The sequence below is a fragment of the Pseudomonas sp. Tri1 genome, assembly GCF_017968885.1.
Classification (GTDB): domain Bacteria; phylum Pseudomonadota; class Gammaproteobacteria; order Pseudomonadales; family Pseudomonadaceae; genus Aquipseudomonas.
The window spans coordinates 2575901-2590313 of sequence record NZ_CP072913.1; the positions used below are offsets into that span (position 1 = coordinate 2575901).

Sequence of the window (14413 nt, forward strand, 5' to 3'; positions counted from 1 at the left end):
GTTCTGCTCCTTTAGCGCGAAGCCTGGGTGAGGGGGGCACGCAGGGTGTTGAAGCTCTTGTCGAAGCCCTGGGAGACATCGATGTGTCGAGTCAGCAGGCCTTCCTCCTGATAAATGTCAGCGGTTGTCTGCAGGCCACTGACTACCGCGTCGTCAATGACCACCGGCTGCATGTGGGTCGCGTTGGCTACCGCCAGGTGCACCTCCAGGGGCAAACCAGTGATTTTGGCCTGCGCAGCGGCATACTCGTTGGGGTGGTCGTTGCTCCAGCGATAGGCTCGGTCGACCCGGGCGACAAAGTCGTCCAATTGCTGGCGCTTATCGGCGATGGCTTGGCTGGTGGCGGCGAGATAGAGATGATTGCTCAGCAGGTTGCTGCCGCTGACCAGGACCTTGGCCTGGCTTTGCGCGGTGACGACGGTGGTGAAGGGGTCCCAGGTCGACCAGGCGTCCGCGGTGCCGTTATCCAGCACCAGCCGGGATTCGCTGGGCAGCAGGAAAACGAACTCCACATCTGCGGTACTCAGGCCTGCGCTGCGCAGGGCCTTGATAGCCAAGTAGTGCCCGATGGAGCCACGTGTAGTGACGATGCGCTTGCCCTTGAGATCGGCGACAGCCTTGATAGGGGAATCCTTGGGAACAAGAATGGCGGTCGTGTTGCGTCCTTCGGCGTGGATGATGCTGACGACCTTGAGCGACGCTCCGGCGCCCAGGGCGAACGCGTAGGGAGCATCGCCCAGGGCGCCGATATCCACGGCACCGGCATTCAGCGCCTCGCCCAGTGGCGCGGCGGCGGGGAACTCGGAAAACTGGATATCGTAAGGCACGTCCTTGAGCTCGCCGGACACTTCCAGCAGGGCCTTGATGGTGGACTTCTGATTGGCGACTCGCAGCGGTTGCAAGTCGGCGGCGTGGACCGAGCCAAAGACAAGGGTGATTAACAGCAGGGACAGGGTCAGGCGCATCGCGGGGCTCCAGGCTAAAAGTTTTGCGTTCAGTCGCCTCCGCCTGGAGAAGGGGTCGGCTGGTGTAGTGGGGGGCGATCATTGCGCCCCCTTGTGCATTCAGATGACGTAAAAACCATGAGTGCCGTCGCGGGCCAGTTGGTCGACGAGGCCATACTCCCAATCCAGGTACGCCTGCATGGCTTCCCGTGGGCTGTCGGTGCCTTCGTAAGGCCGGCGGTAACGGTCGATGCGCGGCGAGGCGAGGCGGGTTTCGCCATGCTCCAGCGGCAATTGCGCAGCAATCCAGGCGGCGGTGCCGTCGCGCAGCAGGAAAACGGCTTTGCCGGTGATGGCCTCGACCTCGGCGACCGCCAGTCGTGCCAACTGGCTACTGCCGCAGGTCAGGACGTAGCGTTGAGCGGGCGAAACCTTGCTCAAGGCTTCGCTCAGTTGCGCGCGCAATACCCACCAGGCGCCCGGGATGTGGCGCTTGACGTAGTTGGCGCTGCTGGTGAAATCCAGCACCACCGTGTCACCCTCGGCCAGCCACTGGGCAAGGGTGTCAGGGCTGATCTCCTCGGCCTGTGGCGGCACAGGAACGGGAGCTTTCCACGAGCCCTGTTCACTGAAGTGCGCGGGTTGCAAATCATCCAGTACGTACACGTCCCAACCCAATTGCGCGAGCCAGGAGCCGGTCATATTGGCCCGTACGCCGTCGTCATCGACCAGTACCAGGCGCGCGCCGCGAACACTGGCGAAGTGATCGGTTTCCTGCACCAGTTGCCCGCCGGGGGTGGAGCGGGAAGCGGGCAGGTGACCGGCCTCGAATTCCTCCGGGGTGCGTACGTCGAACAGGTAAGTGCTGCGTGTCGGCTCCTGTTGCCAGCGGTGCAAGTCGGCAAGGGTGGCACGACCCACCAGCGCCTTGTCGGCAACGCGGCGAGCATCGCCGGCGGCAATGTCTCGATGTTCCTCGCCACTGTCGGCGAATCGACGCGACTGGCCGTGCTCCAGCGTTTGGCCGGCCAGGGTCCAGCCGATGGTGCCGTTGCGCAGGGCGGACACCGGGTTGGCGATGCCCGCATTGATCAGTGACTGGGTGCCGATGATGCTGCGGGTGCGCCCGGCGCAGTTGACGATGATTCGGGTTGACGGATCCGGAGCCAGCGCCCGGGCACGCAACACCAGTTCCGCCCCCGGTACACTGATGCCGCCGGGAATGCTCATGGTCTGGTATTCGTCGAAGCGCCGGGCATCGAGCACCACCACGTCGGCCTCGTTGTCGAGCAGCGCCTTGACCTCTTCCGCCGCCAGGGACGGTGTATGGCGCTGGCTTTCCACCAGTTCACCAAAGGCCTTGCTCGGCACATTGACGTCGATGAACAGTTCGCCGCCGGCCTTGCGCCAGCCTTCCAGGCCGCCTTCGAGCACGCTCACATTGACGTAACCCAGGCCTTGCAGGCGTTGGCGCGCAATGTCGGCCAGGCCTTCACCATTGTCGTAGACCGTCACCGGGGTGTCGCGCCTCGGGATGCGCGAGTAGACCTCGAGTTCCAGCTTCGACAGCGTAATGTTGGCTGCAAACAATGGATGGCCCTGGGCGAAGGGAGCCTCTTCGCGCACATCGATGAGGGCCAGCTCTTCACGGTTCAGCAACGCCTGGCGAATCTGCGAGTAGGAGCGGGTACGTACGGTGCTCATAGGGCTTGGCTCTCTTTGGACAGGTCCCAGATATTGGGGAGGAAGGCGTTGGAATAACCGGAGATGAATAGTTTCTCGCTGCCGTCGGGCTGGTACACCGCGCGGCGTACGGCGCCGATGTTGGCGCCATAGACATGGATGCTGATGGAGACCTGGTCGTCGAAGGCGTTGCTGACCTGATGGATGTCGCCGATCCGGGGAGAGACGGCTTCGACCTGGCCGGGCAGCAGATGAATCGGCGAACCCTCGGGTGCCAGGCTGCCATCGGGATGGCGAGCAAAGCCTTGTGAATGCTCTGCACCGCGCAACATGCCGATCAGGCCCCAGACCCGATGGTCATGGATCGGTGTGCGTTGCCCTGGCCCCCAGACAAAACTGACGACACTGAAACGCTGCCGCGAATCGGCGTGCAGCAGGTATTGCTGATAGCGCTCTGGGTCTGGCTTGGCGAACGCTTCGGGCAGCCAGTCGTCATGGCTGACCAGTTGTGCAAGCAACTTGCCGCCGCGATGCAGCAGATCACCCTCGCGGGGATTGCCGTCGATCAGCTCTGCCAGGGCGCCTATGAATGCTCTGAGTCTCTCCGGGTGTCGGGCCTGGGTCATGGCGGATTCCATCGTCGTGGTGAAAATTCGATATCTGGATTTAAGCATAATGATTTTTCTTAATATGCTATTTTTTTATGATTAGGTTATAGCTGAAAAGAATTTAGAACCCATTTGGCTAGTGTTAGATGTTATCGATAGATCTGTCGGGCTATCCAGATTTGCGCAATGGCACTATGCTTTTTCCCAGGGCTTTATGCTTTTCAAACATCTTATTGACTGTTCTCTATGTGCGGGCCAAATGAAAATTGACGATATTGACGCCTTTGTCGAAGTGATTCGTTGCCAGTCCATCAGCCATGCCGCCGAGACGTTGCAACTGACGCAACCGGCGATCACGCGGCGCGTGCAGAACTTCGAGCAGGCCTTGGGGGTGGAGTTGTTCGACCGCAATACCAAGCCGCTCAAACCGACCTTGATCGGTACGCGGGTCTATGAGCAATGTCGTTTGATCCTGCGGGAGATGGATGCGCTGCGCGAACTGGTCGCCACCGACGCGCCGCCTACCGGGTTGTTGCGCCTGGGCGTTCCGCAAACGATCGGTGATGTGGTGTTGCTCGATGCCCTCAAGCATTTGCGCGTCGAGTATCCCGAACTGCGCGCCCAGGTGGCCACGGGCTGGGGCAGTCAGTTGGTCGGCAAGATCGAGCGCGGCGAGTTGGATGCGGCGGCTGCATTATTTCCCGCTGGCAAGATTTTTCCCGACAACATTGTTGGCGAGTCGATCGGCAAGATGGAGTTGGTAGTGGTCTGTGCCAAGGCGCAACTGCCCAAGCGCCCATGCAAGTTGGCTGATGTCTACCAGAATGGCTGGGTACTCAATCCCGACGGCTGTGGTTTTCGCGCCGGGTTGCAGCGGACCTTGTCGGACCAGGGCTTGGCCCTGCGGGTCAACCTGGAGACCTTCGGCACTGAATTGCAATTGGGCCTGGTCGCCGATGGCCTGGGTCTTGGCCTGGTGCCGCGTCCGTTGCTGGAGCGCAGCGCCCACCGCGATCAGCTGGCGGCCATGCCCCTCAAGGACTTCAAGCCCGTGATGGACCTGTGGCTGATCTATCCGCACTTCCTCGGCAACCTGCAAGGGCCAGTGGATGCCTTTGGCAAGCTGGTGGCCGGATCGTTGCAGAAGATCAAGAGTGCTGCGTAAGGAATACGGCCGGCGATATATAATAAAAAAAAATAATAATTAGCTTAGATTAAAATGTGCTTTTTATTATTTTTTGCCTTCCCCTAGGCTTGCTGGAGATCCTTAGCCCATCCAGGAAGTCTTGTCATGAGCAGCGTCAGCCCGCTATCCAGCGCCTCGAAAAATGTCCGCCAACGCGTCACTCCCGAGGAGTGGGAAGTGCGCGTGAAGCTGGCCGCAGCCTACCGGTTGGCGGCCTTGTTCAAGTGGACCGATCACATCTACACGCATTTTTCCGCGCGAGTGCCCGGGCCTGAAGAGCATTTCCTGATCAACGCGTTCGGGTTGTTGTTCGATGAAATTACCGCTTCCAACCTGGTCAAGGTCGACGTCGACGGCACCCTCGTCGACGACCCGACAGGACTTGGCATCAACCACGCCGGCTATGTGATCCATAGCGCGATCCATGGTGCGCGGCCTGATCTGCAAGCCGTTCTGCACACCCACACCCGCGATGGCATTGCGGTGTCCGCCCAGCGGGACGGCTTACTGCCGATCTCCCAGCATTCCATCGCCTTTTCCGGGCGGGTGGCCTACCACGGATATGAAGGCATTGCGCTGGACCTCGACGAGCGTGAACGACTGGTGGCGGACCTGGGGGACAAGAGCGTGCTGATCCTGCGCAACCATGGGCTACTGACCGCGGGCGTCAGCGTCGAACATGCGTTCCAGCAACTGCAAGGCCTGGAGCGCGCCTGCAACATCCAGATCGCGGCGCAGGCCGCTGGCAACGCCGAGCTGGTTTTCCCGCCGGCCGATGTCGTAGCCAAGGTCGAGACCCAGGCCGAAGCACTCAAGAGAGGCGATGGACCGGGGGTTGCGCGGCATTGGAATGCGTTGATCCGGCAGTTGGAAAGGACCGATCTGGACTACAAGAACTGAGCCTATGGGCGAATGTGCTGGAGGTTGCAACCGGCACATTCCTATTGTGGGGAGCTTTTTGTGGGAGCGAGCCTGCTCGCGATGGCAGCGGACCAGTCAACATCAATACCGACTGATCCGACGCCATCGCGAGCAGGCTCGCTCCCACAGAATATTGATGTGTGAATGTAGATCCGGCGGCAGCCGGAAACATTGTGGGAGCAAGCTCGCTCCCACAATGCCTGCATGGCGCTTTCAGGCCACCTTTTCCGCAGCCTGGCGCTCGCGCTCGGCTACCAATTGCCGGGTCAGGGGGATCAGGCGCTTGCCGTAATCGATGGCGTCTTCGAGTGGATCGAAGCCGCGGATCAGGAAGGTGGTGATGCCCAGGTCGTAGTAGTCGAGCAGCGCTTCTGCCACTTGTTCCGGAGTGCCCACCAGAGACGTCGAGTTACCCTGTGCGCCGAGCAGGCCGGCAATGCCGGTCCACAGTCGCTTGTCCAGGCGCGAGCCCTGGGCTGCCGCCGCCAGCAGGCGTCGCGAGCCTTCGTTCGGTGGTTCCCGGCGCACGAATCCATTCTGTTTGGCCAGTGCGCTTGCCTGTTGCAGGATGCGCTCGGCGCGCTCCCAGGCTTGCTCTTCGGTGTCTGCCAGAATCGGTCGCAATGACAGGCTGAAGCGGATGCTGCGACCATGCCTGGCAGCTTCGGCACGCACCTGGTTCACCACCTCGCGCACTTGCTCGTAGGTTTCTCCCCACAATGCATAGACGTCCGCATGCTTGCCCGCCACCGCGATGGCGGCCGCCGACGACCCGCCGAAGTACAGCGGGATATGCGGTTGTTGCGGCGACTTCACGTCCGAGTGCGCGCCTTCGAATTGGTAATACTTGCCTTGATAGTCGAAAGGCTTTTCGCGGGTCCATTCCTGGCGCAGCACGTCGAGGTATTCATCCGTGCGGGCATAGCGCTCGTCCTTGCCGATGTAGCTACCGTCGGCACGCAGCTCGCGATCATCGCCGCCGGTGATGATGTGGACGGCGGTGCGCCCGCCATTGAATACATCCAGCGTATTGAACTGGCGAGCGGCCAGGGTCGGTGCAACGAACCCCGGTCGATGGGCGATGAGGAACTTCAGGTTTTTCGTCACGCTGGCGGCGTGTGAAGCGATCAGTGTGCTGTCCGGGCTATTGGAATGAAACGCGACCAACGCCCGGTCGAAACCGGCCTCTTCGTGAGCCCGGGCCACTTTCTCCACGTACTCGGGTTGCAGGACTGCGCCACTGCGTGGATGGATCTCCGAGGCGTGGTGGCCGCCGATGAAACCGATAAATTCAACACTCATGGTGGATTCCTTTTCATTTTCACTGAATTGGCGTGATTGAGCCTCCACCGGGCGAGGGGTCGGTCCGTGACAGCAAAGTAGGCGTAGCGGGGCAGGCCTGTGAAATGCCGATTTGTTCTATGTTAATTATCAAATATTTTAATCAAGTATCTGGGTCGTCATCAGGTATTTGCATTTTGTAGCGAATGGTTCGCATGCCCGCCATCGACGCTGCCCGTAGCGAATTATTATGCAAATAATTCATTTGGAATTTTCATCATCTGATTTTTAAACATATTAGGTTATTCCTAAAAAGAATTTCACTGGGTTTTTTTATGCGAATAGCATGAATCCGAAGCTGATGCATGGCGCCTCTGGCCATGTTTTATATGAGGAAGGAAGCCTGATGAGCGACAAGATTTTCGAGACACCGGGCACCAGCAGCTCTTTTTTCGTCGAGAAGACCGCGCGCCTCAACGCAGCGCGCAAAGGTGCGTCGAGACTGGCCCCCGACTGGTTGCGTCGTTGGCGCACGCCAGAGGCGTTGTTGCGCTTGATCAGTCCGATTGTGCTCCTGCTGCTGTGGGAGCTGGCGTCGCGCTGGGGCCTGATCCCGCCGCGGGTCATTGCCGCGCCGTCGCAGATCGGTGGAACGCTATGGGCCATGATCGTCTCGGGTGAGCTTGGCAGGCATCTGCTGGTCTCGCTGCAACGGGCGCTCGTGGGGCTGAGCATCGGCGTAACGATCGGCGTGATCGCGGCGCTGATCAGCGGCCTGTCGAAACGCGGCGAGGTAGTCCTCGATTCGCCGATGCAGATGCTGCGCACCATCCCTTCGCTGGCCCTCGTTCCGTTGTTCATTCTCTGGTTCGGCATTGGCGAGTTCACCAAGATCGCCCTGATCGTCATCGGCACCACTTTCCCGGTGTACCTGAATCTATTTGCCGGCATTCGCAATATCGACCCCAAGCTGATCGAGGCCGCCAACACCTTGGGCCTGAGCCGTCGAGAGTTGATCTGGCACGTGATCCTGCCCGGTTCCTTGCCCTCGTTTTTTGTCGGCCTGCGCTACTCCCTGGGAATTTCCTGGCTGGCGCTGGTTTTCGTCGAGCAAATCAACACCACCGCCGGCATCGGCTACCTGGCCAGTGATGCGCGAGATTTCATGCGCACCGACGTGATCGTGATTTGCTTGCTGATCTACAGCGTCCTCGGCCTGTTGATCGATGGACTGATCCGCACGCTGGAGCGATTTGCCCTGGCCTGGCGCCCAACTTTTGTGAGGAACTGATATGTCGAGCATTGATCTTGTGGAGGCGTCCAAACCCACGGATGCCGTAGCGCCTGTGCAACTGCGCAATGTGGTGCGTCAATTTGGCCAACAGCGGGTCATCGATGGCCTGGACCTGGACATCGCCCCGGGGGAGTTCGTCGCGCTGCTCGGCGCCAGTGGTTCGGGCAAGACCACCTTGCTGCGCAGCCTGGCAGGACTCGACAGTATCGACAGCGGTCAACTGCGCGTGCCCAGAGCGCGGGCGGCAGTGTTCCAGGAGCCCCGGTTGATGCCCTGGAAACGGGCCTGGAAAAACGTGATTCTTGGCCTGCGCGTTCCCGATGCCAAGACCCGTGCGGTAGAAGCCCTGACCGAGGTGGGCCTGGCCCATCGGCTGGAGGCCTACCCGGCGACGCTGTCTGGCGGCGAAGCCCAGCGGGTGGCGCTGGCCCGCGGTCTGGTACGCGAGCCAAAGTTGTTGTTACTTGACGAGCCGTTCGCCGCGCTCGATGCGCTGACCCGGATCCGCATGCATCGGTTGATCATCGACTTATGGCGCAAACACACACCCGCTGTGTTGCTGGTGACCCACGATGTGGACGAAGCGATCCTGCTGGCCGATCGGGTCATCGTGCTGGCCAACGGCAAGATCGCTGAACAATTGACGATCGATCTGCCCAGGGCACGGGACACCGGCCAGGAAGGCTTCCAGAACATCCGTGCGCGCTTGCTGAAACTGTTGGGTGTTGAAACGCTGGAACCCGCGGCCCAGGCAAATGGCGCTGCACGTCAGGCTACGGCCAGCAGCGTCCGGCGTTTTGCCCATGGATGATCTATCGATGAAGGCGTTCGCCATGCCCAGGCGCACCTGGAAAACCACGGCCGTACTGTTGGCCGGTGCCGCGTTGGTGCTTGCAGGATGCAAAGAAAGCAACGCCCCCCAATCACCGAGGACCAAGGCTCCTGACTTGTCCAGCGTGACGTTGGTGCTGGGCGATCAGGCCAAGGGGTTGCGCACGGTGGTGGAAGCGTCGAACGCATTGGAAGGGATCGAGTACAAGGTGCAGTGGGCAAACTTCCAGGGCGCCGCGCCGTTGTTCGAAGCCCTGCGGGCCGGCGCTGTCGACCTGGCGCCGGCGGGCGATACACCGGTGCTTGCGGCGGCAACGGGAGGCACGCCGTTACGGATTGTCGCGGTGCGGCGCGGCCAGTCACGAGGCATCGCGATTCTGGTCCCGCCGGATTCAACGATCCGCAGTGTCGCCGATCTGAAAGGCCGCAACGTCGTGGTTTCGTCGGCCCGAGGCAGCATTTCCCAGTACCTGCTGATCCGCGCACTGGCCAACGCCGGGGTCGATGAGAAAGACGTCAACGTGGGGTTTGTCCTGCCGACCGATGCGTTGCCAGCGTTCAACGCCGGAAAAATCGAAGCCTGGGCGACGTTTGGTGTGTACCAGGCTTTCGCTGAGCAGAAGGGCGCCCGGGTCTTGCTCAGCGGCGAGGGCATCAACTCGGGGCTGACGTTTATCACGGCTTCCGATGAAGTCCTGAATGACCCGCTCAAGCGCAAGGCGTTGAGTGATGTCCTCGGACGTTTTGCCAAGGCTTTCGAATGGGCGCAGGACAATCGCGACGAGTACGCCCGGGTCTTTGCCAAGGTTAACGACATTCCCCTTGAAGTCTCGCAGACCTTGCGCAGTTGGGGCGACGAGTCGCTGGTCCCGGTCGAGGCGCAAGACGTCCAGGCCCTGCAGCAGGTCGACGATTTGTTCGTGGCAAAGAAGATTTTTCCCCATCGAGTCGACGTTAAGGCACTGACGGATGAGCAGGTGTTTTCCCCGACGCCTTTGGCGCTGACGCAATCGGAATCGGCGCGTTAACCCAGGATCTGGCGCGTGTTCAAGTTGGACATTTATAGGAGTCAAGCAATGGGCAATGTTCAGAGCGCCACCCGTGCCCTGGAGGTATTCCGACGCCCACTACCGGGTGGCGAGTTGTTGGATCTTGGCCGGGTGTTCCGCGAGCCTTTGGCATTGTCGCGGTTGCACACCATGCCCAAGCGCGTATCGAGTCGTCGTGAAGGGCTCTTGCTGGGGGTATTCGTCCTGGTGCTGCATGGCGCGGTGATTGTCTGGGTCAACCAGGCGCCCGCGCCGGTATTGCCCGTGGTGCCACCAGAGATTCCGCCGATGACCATCGAATTTTCCCAGCCCGCGCCGCCGGTGGTGGAGCCTCCACCGCCCGCACCGATTCCGCAACCTGTGGTCGAGCCACCGCCGCCGGTCGAGGATGAATTGGCCATCAAGCCACCGCCGCCTAAACCGACTCCCAAACCCAAACCGGTGGTCAAGCCGGTGCCAAAACCCGTGGCCAAGCCGGTGGAGCAGCCACCGGTAGCTCCGGCACCGCCGCAACCGGTCGCGGCCCCGGCGCCTCCCGCACCGCCCGCGCCGAAACCGGTGACGCCACCTTCGGCCAGTGCCGGTTACCTGAAAAATCCGGCGCCGGAATATCCGTCGCTGGCAATGCGTCGCGGCTGGGAAGGTACGGTGTTGTTGCGGGTGCATGTCCTGGCCAGCGGCAAACCCGGTGAGGTCCAGCTCCAGAAAAGCAGCGGCCGCGATCAACTCGACGATGCTGCGCTGACGGCGGTCAAACGCTGGAGTTTTGTTCCGGCCAAGCAGGGGGACGTCGCCGTGGATGGGTGGGTCAGCGTGCCCATTGACTTCAAGATCAAGTAACTCAACGCAACCGACAGACCGCGGGCCACCTGACAAAAGGCGCATCGCTACAACCGATACCGCAACAACTGACTTAGCGCCTTGTTGGAGAGCCTGACCATGAACCTGATTGCATCGCCTTTTGAATCCATCGAACACGCCGTCATCTGGCTGTTGATCCTTTTTTCCGTCGCGACTTGGGGCCTGGCCTTGCTAAAGGGCGTGCAATTCACTCGCCTCAAGACCCAGGACCGCAAATTCCATAAACGCTTCTGGGCCGCCTCAAGCCTTGATTCCGCCGCCGAACTGGCCCAAAGCCAACCGGGCGCGGCTGCCCGAGTGGCGCTGGCCGGTTATGCTGCGATCCAGGTGCCGGAAGGCCTGCAAGCCACCGACCTGAGCCAGTCGATCAATCACCAAGACCGACTCGAGCGCGCCTTGCGCCAGCAGATCGTGCGGGAACGCCGGTCACTGGAAAGTGGCCTGGCAATCCTGGCGAGCATTGGCAGCACGTCGCCCTTTATCGGTTTGTTCGGCACCGTCTGGGGCATCATGTCGGCCCTCAAGGGTATCAGTGCGGCGGGCTCGGCCAGCCTGGAAACCGTCGCCGGCCCGATCGGTGCCGCCCTGGTCGCCACCGGCGTCGGTATCGCCGTCGCGGTGCCGGCGGTGCTGGTCTACAACTACTTCCTGCGTCGCCTGAAACTGACCGCCGCCGACCTCGACGACTTTGCCCATGACTTCTACAGCCTGGCCCAGAAGAATGCGTTCCGTGTGTTGCTGCACCCGGTATTGAACAAGTCCGGCGCGACCGCTGCCGGACAGAAAGTGAAGGAGGCGTCCTGACATGGCCTTCTCCACACAAGACAGCGACGAAGTGCTCAGTGAGATCAACGTCACGCCACTGGTGGATGTCATGTTGGTGCTGCTCGTGGTGTTCATCGTCACCGCGCCGCTGCTGACCAACGCCATTCCCATCAACCTGCCAAAGACCGAGTCAGTGGCGCCGGTGGAGCAGAAGGACCCGCTGGTGGTGAGCATCGACGACAAGGGCAAGGTGTTCATCAACAAGGACGAAATCCAGGCGGATCTGCTGGAGTCGAACCTGCAAGCCGCCAAGGCGAAGAACCCTGATGTACGGGTGCAACTGCAGGCGGACAACGGCGTGAATTATGGCGAGGTGGCCCGGGCCATGGCGTCCATCGAGCGGGCGGGGATCAGCAAGTTGTCGGTGATTACGGCGAAATAGGACCGGGCTCGTGCCTTGATGTGGGCGATGAATGATGGGAGGCTGCCTTCATGAGTCGTGACCGAATGGCTTAAGAAAATTGAAAGCAGCAACGCACCTCTACTAAAGGAAGCGTCATTTATGGAAGATTTCTTTCCTCGAATCAGCGAGCGTTTGAACAATCGCCGATTTGTCGTAGCGAACAATGCCCATGGGCTATCTGGCGCAGGCACAATATTTCATTACCATGCCGAAGATGGAGCCATTTCAAGCACTTACCAAGGTGGTCGGATTCGCATGGGCAATCAGGTCGGGCGCGCGACAGGCCCCGATACCATTGAGCTCCTTTACCAGTGTTTAACCAGCGATGGCGAGATCCTTGCTGGATGGTCCCGTGGCAGGGTGGGTGTTGATGACGCGGGACGGACCACTCTGACATTCGTATGGGGTTGGTTGTCGGGCGCGGTTGGAGGAGGGGAGTCTAGCTACGTCGAGCTTGGCGAATAGTGACTGGGAATCGTGTAGTCCGAAGCCACTCTTTCTTGGCCCTCCGCACCTCTGAAAACAACTCCAGAATTAAGTCGTTTCCTGCCCCGTAAAGAAAGCAAACTCTTTTGATTTCAATGGGGCGGACGCCAGATGCGAGTCTCGTTTCCCGCTCTGGCATTCAGAAAAAAGCTACTCAGATAAGTATCTTTTTTTGCCTGAAATTTATGCACTAAGACGTCACCCTTTAGCGGTGTCAAAGGGCCCCGGCCGACGAGCTACACAGAATGTTTGACCAAACTTCAAGTGGCTAATTAGAGTGTGTAGCCCTACGAGCGGCCTACTGCCATGGAAATCCAAATGAGCGACTTACCTCTGTTGCTAGCCTTCATCGCTGCTGCATCAGTGCTCACTGTTACCCCTGGCGTGGACACTGCCATGGTTCTTCGCGCTACAGCCACCGGCGGTCGACGCTCGGCGTTGATGGCTTCTATCGGTATTGCGCTCGGGTGCCTGGTGTGGGGCGCTGCGGTGTCACTGGGGCTCGGCGCCCTGTTGCAAGCTTCGGAATGGGCTTACCTGGTGCTGAAAATTGTCGGCGCAGCTTATCTCGTTTGGTTGGGTGTCAAACTGCTGCTGCGACCTAGGACAACTCTGCAAGGGCAGGGGAACGAGAACGTGGCTGTCACTGGGCGTGACGCCTTTATCCGCGGTTTATTGACTAACCTGCTGAACCCCAAAATAGGCGTCTTCTACGTCACTTTTCTCCCCCAGTTCGTCCCGAGTGGTTCGAGCGTTGCCAGCTATTCATTCTTCCTTGCCGCGTTACACGTACTGTTGACGCTGGCCTGGTTCGGCATTCTGGTAGCGGCTACGGCGCCGTTGAGCAGTTTCCTGAAGCGCCCGGCGGCCCTGAAGGCACTTGATCGGCTCACGGGCGGTGTCTTTGTCGCGTTTGGGCTCAAGCTGGCTGTTTCCAATCCTGCTTGAGCCTAATGCCGCATTGCCAATAGCCAGTTCACGCATGCTGATTCAAAGAGCCGACAGTTTCTGCGTCAGCGGTTGGGCCTTTGGCGTGCCGGTGCGCACCAGCATCGGGCCGAACACCGCCAGCAGGCCCAGCAGAATGAGTGGGAAGTACATCAGCGATTCCAGGCCAAAGCGCCCCACGATAACAGTGATCGCGGCGGACCCTATGAGGATCCCTGAAAAGCCGATGCCCTTAACGATGCCGATCACGACCCACATACCCGCATTCAGACTGTCGCAAAAGTAGATCGGCTACAGGGTTCGTATTGACGAGCGAATCGCCCGCGCGCATTCGATAACCGCGGGCACCAGCTTGCGCTCGGCTTCCTCCATGGTCCAGCGACTGCTGGGCACGACCACATGCACTGCCGCCACCGGCAAACCCTGGCTGCCAATGATTGGCGCGGCAATAGACATGTCGCCCAGGAACAGCTCTTCCTTGTTTATGGCGTAACCCCTGCGCCGCGTGATCTCGATCTGCTCGATGATGTCGTCGATCTCGGTCAGTGTGTATTGCTGCCGGGATCAGCTATTACCGGGTGTTGGATGCGCTGTTTTGAGCGCTTCTTGACATTGGAGTTGAGCTTCGATCGCGTCCTTGTCGATGACCGACCAGACCTCACGGATCTTGCCGTCCTCGAACGCGTAGAAAACGTTTTCCGCGAAGCAGATCCGTGTCCCATTGACCGCAAGGCCCAGAAATTCCCCAGTCGGCGTGCAATTGAATGCCAGGCGAGCCGCCAATTTAGGTGGCTCTATCACCAGGAACTCGATTTCAAAGCGCAAGTCAGGGATATCCCGGTAGTTCGCTTCCAACATGCTTCGATAGCCGTGCAGGCCTAACCGTCTCGCGTTATGAACCACATCCGGGTGCACGAAATGCCCCAGGTTTTCCCAGTCCTGTGCATTCAGGCAGGCGATGTAGTCGCTATAAAGGGCTGCAAGGTTCGAGGTCATGGGACTGTTCTCCGCTATATGCCTGCTTCCGCCTTCTGCGATCCCAGGCCCTGTTGCCAGGTGTCATGAAGGTGATGTGCTGGTTATCGAAGGAGTG

17 protein-coding genes are annotated in these 14413 nt (G+C 60.1%); 10 read left to right on the top strand and 7 right to left on the bottom strand.

Annotated elements, in window-relative coordinates; genetic code table 11:
- Positions 1-11: 11 nt before the first annotated feature.
- The 3 genes from J9870_RS11470 to J9870_RS11480 all read right to left on the bottom strand — a co-directional run bounded on the left by J9870_RS11470 (position 12) and on the right by J9870_RS11480 (position 3253).
- The gene (locus J9870_RS11470; RefSeq protein WP_210644099.1) at positions 12-965 is read right to left on the bottom strand and encodes an ABC transporter substrate-binding protein; all 954 of its coding nucleotides are present in this window, start codon (positions 963-965) and stop codon (positions 12-14) included.
- 99 nt (positions 966-1064) lie between these two features.
- A complete protein-coding gene (locus J9870_RS11475) occupies positions 1065-2648 on the bottom strand; it encodes a rhodanese-related sulfurtransferase (RefSeq protein WP_163858027.1) in 1584 nt (527 codons plus the stop codon).
- Positions 2645-3253, bottom strand: coding sequence for a cysteine dioxygenase (locus J9870_RS11480; protein ID WP_116832785.1), 609 nt, complete (start codon positions 3251-3253; stop codon positions 2645-2647). The genes J9870_RS11475 and J9870_RS11480 overlap by 4 nt, the downstream gene beginning before the upstream one ends.
- A gap of 241 nt (positions 3254-3494) precedes the next feature.
- On the opposite strand from J9870_RS11480, the gene J9870_RS11485 reads away from it, so the two are divergent.
- Positions 3495-4400 (top strand): LysR family transcriptional regulator, encoded by a 906-nt coding sequence (locus tag J9870_RS11485; protein WP_162893845.1) that lies wholly within the window; start codon positions 3495-3497, stop codon positions 4398-4400.
- 126 nt (positions 4401-4526) lie between these two features.
- Positions 4527-5321 (top strand): class II aldolase/adducin family protein, encoded by a 795-nt coding sequence (locus J9870_RS11490; RefSeq protein ID WP_109753345.1) that lies wholly within the window; start codon positions 4527-4529, stop codon positions 5319-5321.
- 234 nt (positions 5322-5555) lie between these two features.
- On the opposite strand, the gene J9870_RS11495 is transcribed toward J9870_RS11490, so the two are convergent.
- Positions 5556-6644 (bottom strand): LLM class flavin-dependent oxidoreductase, encoded by a 1089-nt coding sequence (locus J9870_RS11495; RefSeq protein WP_210644101.1) that lies wholly within the window; start codon positions 6642-6644, stop codon positions 5556-5558.
- Positions 6645-7029: 385 nt separating this feature from the next.
- On the opposite strand from J9870_RS11495, the gene J9870_RS11500 reads away from it, so the two are divergent.
- The 8 genes from J9870_RS11500 to J9870_RS11535 all read left to right on the top strand — a co-directional run bounded on the left by J9870_RS11500 (position 7030) and on the right by J9870_RS11535 (position 13320).
- Entirely contained in the window at positions 7030-7914 is an 885-nt protein-coding gene (locus J9870_RS11500) for an ABC transporter permease (protein ID WP_210644103.1), read from the top strand.
- 1 nt (position 7915) lies between these two features.
- Complete coding sequence (locus tag J9870_RS11505) at positions 7916-8728, top strand: ABC transporter ATP-binding protein (RefSeq protein ID WP_134924881.1); 813 nt, start codon at positions 7916-7918, stop codon at positions 8726-8728.
- Positions 8729-8750: 22 nt separating this feature from the next.
- The gene (locus J9870_RS11510; protein ID WP_210645207.1) at positions 8751-9776 is read left to right on the top strand and encodes an ABC transporter substrate-binding protein; all 1026 of its coding nucleotides are present in this window, start codon (positions 8751-8753) and stop codon (positions 9774-9776) included.
- Positions 9777-9824: 48 nt separating this feature from the next.
- Entirely contained in the window at positions 9825-10637 is an 813-nt protein-coding gene (locus tag J9870_RS11515) for an energy transducer TonB (RefSeq protein ID WP_210644106.1), read from the top strand.
- 99 nt (positions 10638-10736) lie between these two features.
- The gene (locus J9870_RS11520) at positions 10737-11462 is read left to right on the top strand and encodes a MotA/TolQ/ExbB proton channel family protein (protein ID WP_210644108.1); all 726 of its coding nucleotides are present in this window, start codon (positions 10737-10739) and stop codon (positions 11460-11462) included.
- 1 nt (position 11463) lies between these two features.
- A complete protein-coding gene (locus J9870_RS11525) occupies positions 11464-11865 on the top strand; it encodes a biopolymer transporter ExbD (protein ID WP_046061820.1) in 402 nt (133 codons plus the stop codon).
- Positions 11866-11985: 120 nt separating this feature from the next.
- On the top strand, positions 11986-12351 hold the full coding sequence (locus J9870_RS11530; RefSeq protein WP_210645209.1) for a hypothetical protein: 366 nt from the start codon (positions 11986-11988) through the stop codon (positions 12349-12351).
- A gap of 339 nt (positions 12352-12690) precedes the next feature.
- On the top strand, positions 12691-13320 hold the full coding sequence (locus J9870_RS11535) for a LysE family translocator (RefSeq protein ID WP_210644109.1): 630 nt from the start codon (positions 12691-12693) through the stop codon (positions 13318-13320).
- A 42-nt stretch (positions 13321-13362) separates the two neighbouring features.
- On the opposite strand, the gene J9870_RS11540 is transcribed toward J9870_RS11535, so the two are convergent.
- The 3 genes from J9870_RS11540 to J9870_RS11550 are packed head-to-tail and all read right to left on the bottom strand — an operon-like array spanning position 13363 to position 14316.
- Positions 13363-13578, bottom strand: a complete 216-nt coding sequence (locus J9870_RS11540) for a hypothetical protein (protein WP_246883105.1) — start codon at positions 13576-13578, stop codon at positions 13363-13365.
- Between the two features lie 33 nt (positions 13579-13611).
- Positions 13612-13866, bottom strand: a complete 255-nt coding sequence (locus J9870_RS11545; RefSeq protein WP_210645211.1) for an IclR family transcriptional regulator C-terminal domain-containing protein — start codon at positions 13864-13866, stop codon at positions 13612-13614.
- A gap of 18 nt (positions 13867-13884) precedes the next feature.
- Entirely contained in the window at positions 13885-14316 is a 432-nt protein-coding gene (locus tag J9870_RS11550; protein ID WP_210644110.1) for an ester cyclase, read from the bottom strand.
- Positions 14317-14413: the final 97 nt, after the last annotated feature.

Excerpts from the sequence above, each read along its gene's own strand:
- J9870_RS11525 (WP_046061820.1), top strand. The coding sequence starts at position 11,464 with ATGGCCTTCTCCACACAAGACAGCGACGAAGTGCTCAGTGAGATCAAC.
- J9870_RS11515 (WP_210644106.1), top strand. The coding sequence starts at position 9,825 with ATGGGCAATGTTCAGAGCGCCACCCGTGCCCTGGAGGTATTCCGACGC.
- J9870_RS11535 (WP_210644109.1), top strand. The coding sequence starts at position 12,691 with ATGAGCGACTTACCTCTGTTGCTAGCCTTCATCGCTGCTGCATCAGTG.
- J9870_RS11495 (WP_210644101.1), bottom strand. The coding sequence starts at position 6,644 with ATGAGTGTTGAATTTATCGGTTTCATCGGCGGCCACCACGCCTCGGAG.
- J9870_RS11510 (WP_210645207.1), top strand. The coding sequence starts at position 8,751 with ATGCCCAGGCGCACCTGGAAAACCACGGCCGTACTGTTGGCCGGTGCC.
- J9870_RS11470 (WP_210644099.1), bottom strand. The coding sequence starts at position 965 with ATGCGCCTGACCCTGTCCCTGCTGTTAATCACCCTTGTCTTTGGCTCG.
- J9870_RS11505 (WP_134924881.1), top strand. The coding sequence starts at position 7,916 with ATGTCGAGCATTGATCTTGTGGAGGCGTCCAAACCCACGGATGCCGTA.
- J9870_RS11550 (WP_210644110.1), bottom strand. The coding sequence starts at position 14,316 with ATGACCTCGAACCTTGCAGCCCTTTATAGCGACTACATCGCCTGCCTG.
- J9870_RS11480 (WP_116832785.1), bottom strand. The coding sequence starts at position 3,253 with ATGACCCAGGCCCGACACCCGGAGAGACTCAGAGCATTCATAGGCGCC.
- J9870_RS11520 (WP_210644108.1), top strand. The coding sequence starts at position 10,737 with ATGAACCTGATTGCATCGCCTTTTGAATCCATCGAACACGCCGTCATC.
- J9870_RS11500 (WP_210644103.1), top strand. The coding sequence starts at position 7,030 with ATGAGCGACAAGATTTTCGAGACACCGGGCACCAGCAGCTCTTTTTTC.
- J9870_RS11485 (WP_162893845.1), top strand. The coding sequence starts at position 3,495 with ATGAAAATTGACGATATTGACGCCTTTGTCGAAGTGATTCGTTGCCAG.
- J9870_RS11475 (WP_163858027.1), bottom strand. The coding sequence starts at position 2,648 with ATGAGCACCGTACGTACCCGCTCCTACTCGCAGATTCGCCAGGCGTTG.
- J9870_RS11540 (WP_246883105.1), bottom strand. The coding sequence starts at position 13,578 with ATGTGGGTCGTGATCGGCATCGTTAAGGGCATCGGCTTTTCAGGGATC.
- J9870_RS11530 (WP_210645209.1), top strand. The coding sequence starts at position 11,986 with ATGGAAGATTTCTTTCCTCGAATCAGCGAGCGTTTGAACAATCGCCGA.
- J9870_RS11490 (WP_109753345.1), top strand. The coding sequence starts at position 4,527 with ATGAGCAGCGTCAGCCCGCTATCCAGCGCCTCGAAAAATGTCCGCCAA.